The organism is Sulfitobacter sp. HI0129 (assembly GCF_001635395.1).
Classification (GTDB): Bacteria; Pseudomonadota; Alphaproteobacteria; order Rhodobacterales; family Rhodobacteraceae; genus Sulfitobacter.
Genome location: NZ_LWGH01001111.1, coordinates 1 through 2238, shown reverse-complemented (window position 1 = coordinate 2238; position 2238 = coordinate 1). Strand labels below are relative to the sequence as shown.

Annotated in this window: 1 protein-coding gene; it reads right to left on the bottom strand. The window is 64.7% G+C overall.

Annotation, left to right across the window (positions count from 1 at the left end; translation table 11 throughout):
* The coding region (locus tag A3764_RS23295; RefSeq protein ID WP_082866026.1) for a strawberry notch C-terminal domain-containing protein at positions 1–2238 on the bottom strand (2238 nt) is incomplete at both ends.

Here is a 2238-nt window from a genome sequence, read left to right as displayed (position 1 = left end):
TCATGCCCTTGTCCGCGCCGCCAAGCTCGAGGCGCATCTCGCCTGCGACGCGGCGACGGGTCAGGGTCAGACCCCGGCCCAGATCGACCGGCGCGGTGGTGCCCAATGCGGCGGTCAGCATCTCTTGCGGTGTTTGCGGGTTGGAGACGAGGAAGCGGGCGCACAGCGCGGCCGCCCCTTCTTCGCTCAGCGTGCGCCCGATCATGGCGGTCGCCCCACCGGGCGTGACCCTGTAGATGCGTTCATTGGTGGTCGGAATGTCCTTCCAGATCGGCAACAAGAGCCCGGTCAGCAGGTAGAGCTTGGTCGTGGTGGTTTTTGGCAGGGACGCAGCCTCGGCATCCCAAAGCCTTGCAAACTCGGGCCTTCCGATGTCTTCCCAGGCCGAGGACTCAAACCGTGCCTCTTCGAGGTAGCTCGACCCGTTTGGACGCACTGCCCTACGCATCAGCGTCACGACATCCTCGTCATACATCTGCATAGGGCGCGCCGAGATGAGCGCCGCGCGGCCGGAGGCGCGATTCACCATCGGTAGCTTGTCGGGGTTGCGCGATATGGCCTCTTCGGCCCCAAGGACGTGGACCGGGTCGGTGACCTCCAGCCCGATGATCCGCGTCACGGCGCCGGATTTCGGGCAGGTCCAGAGATCTTCCGTGGAGACCTGTTCTATCTTGTCGCCGCGTAGGGTTTCGACGCCGAGATCAAGCGTCCCTGCCGCCCGCGCACGTTCAGTCTGATCCGCGATCCGCCTCATGAACTCTGTAAAGAGCGCGTTCTGCATGTGGATCGGCAGCGCCAGCACCCGGTTGAGGAACCGCTGGATCGGGGGAAACTCTTCCAGCAGCACCCCGTCCTTGTCGATCAGCCGCAAAGCGGTCCAGTCGGTGAAGCTCTCATAGCTCATCGCCTCGGCGCGTCCGGCGGCCAGATCTGCATAGTAGCCGCGCAGCGCCGCCCGCGCGATCGGGCTTTCGAGATTGTCCTCCTCGCGGAACATGCCCTGCGAGCCAGTCTCGCGTTGACCCTTGGTGAGCGCGCCTAGCTGGTCGAGCCGTTTGCTGATCGTCGAAGTAAAACGCTTCTCGCCATGCACATCCGAGGTGCAGACCCGGAAGAAGGGCGCGCTGACCTGGGCCGAGCGATGCGTGCGGCCCAGCCCCTGGATGGCCGCGTCCGCGCGCCAGCCGGGCTCCAGCAGGTAGTGCCGTCGCCGCTTCTGGTTCTTCGCGGTCTGAGCTGCATGATAGGACCGGCCCGTGCCGCCCGCATCGGAGAAGATCAGGACATCTTTCTCACCGTCCATGAACGTCTGCGTTTCCGAGGAATTGCTGCTGGCGGCGCGCTTCTCGATGAAGAGATGACCATCCTCGGCCTTCAAAAGGCGGATGGAGCGCCCGGTGACTTCGGCCACGGCTTCATCACTGAGCTCCCAGAGTATCTGATCGAGCGCCGAGGGGATCGGCGCCAGCGTCATCAGCTCCATCATCGCCGCATCGCGCAGGGCGAGCGCCTCGCGCGAGACGACCAGTGCGCCGGTCTCGTCCCGCAAGGGTTCCGCCACCATGTTGCCATCGATCTCGACAAGCTTTTGCGCATGGATCGGGAAGGCCTGCTCAAGATAGCCCAGCACGTAGTCGCGAGGCGTCAGCGCGCCCTCGACGAGTTCATCCTCCGGTTCCATAGCCTCAAGCCGACGCTTCAGCAGGCTCTCACCCGTCGAGACCACCTGGACGACGCAGGCGTAGCCCGCCGCCAGATCGTCCTCGATGGCGCGGATGATGGTCGGGGCCTTCATGCCCATCAGGAGATGGTTGAAAAACCGCTGTTTCGTGCTCTCGAAGCGGGACTTGGCCGAGGCGCGTGCGGCCGAGGCATTGGTCTCGCCCGAGGCATCGTTGACGCCGGTGGCAGTCAGGGCTGCCTCGAGATTGTGGTGGATCGTGCGAAACGCACCCGCATAGGCGTCGTAGATCTCGATCTGCGCCGGTGTCAGCGCATGTTCGAGCACATCATATTCCACGCCGTCGAAGCTGAGGGCGCGGGCCGTGTAGAGCCCGAGCGTCTTGAGATCGCGCGCGACTACCTCCATGGCAGCGACGCCGCCTGCCTCCATCGCCGAGACGAAACTTTCGCGGCTCGGGAAGGGGTATTCGGGGCCCTGCCCCCAGAGCCCCAACCGCGCGGCATAAGCGAGGTTGTGCACGCTCGTGGCACCCGTGGCCGAGATGTAGAAGACGC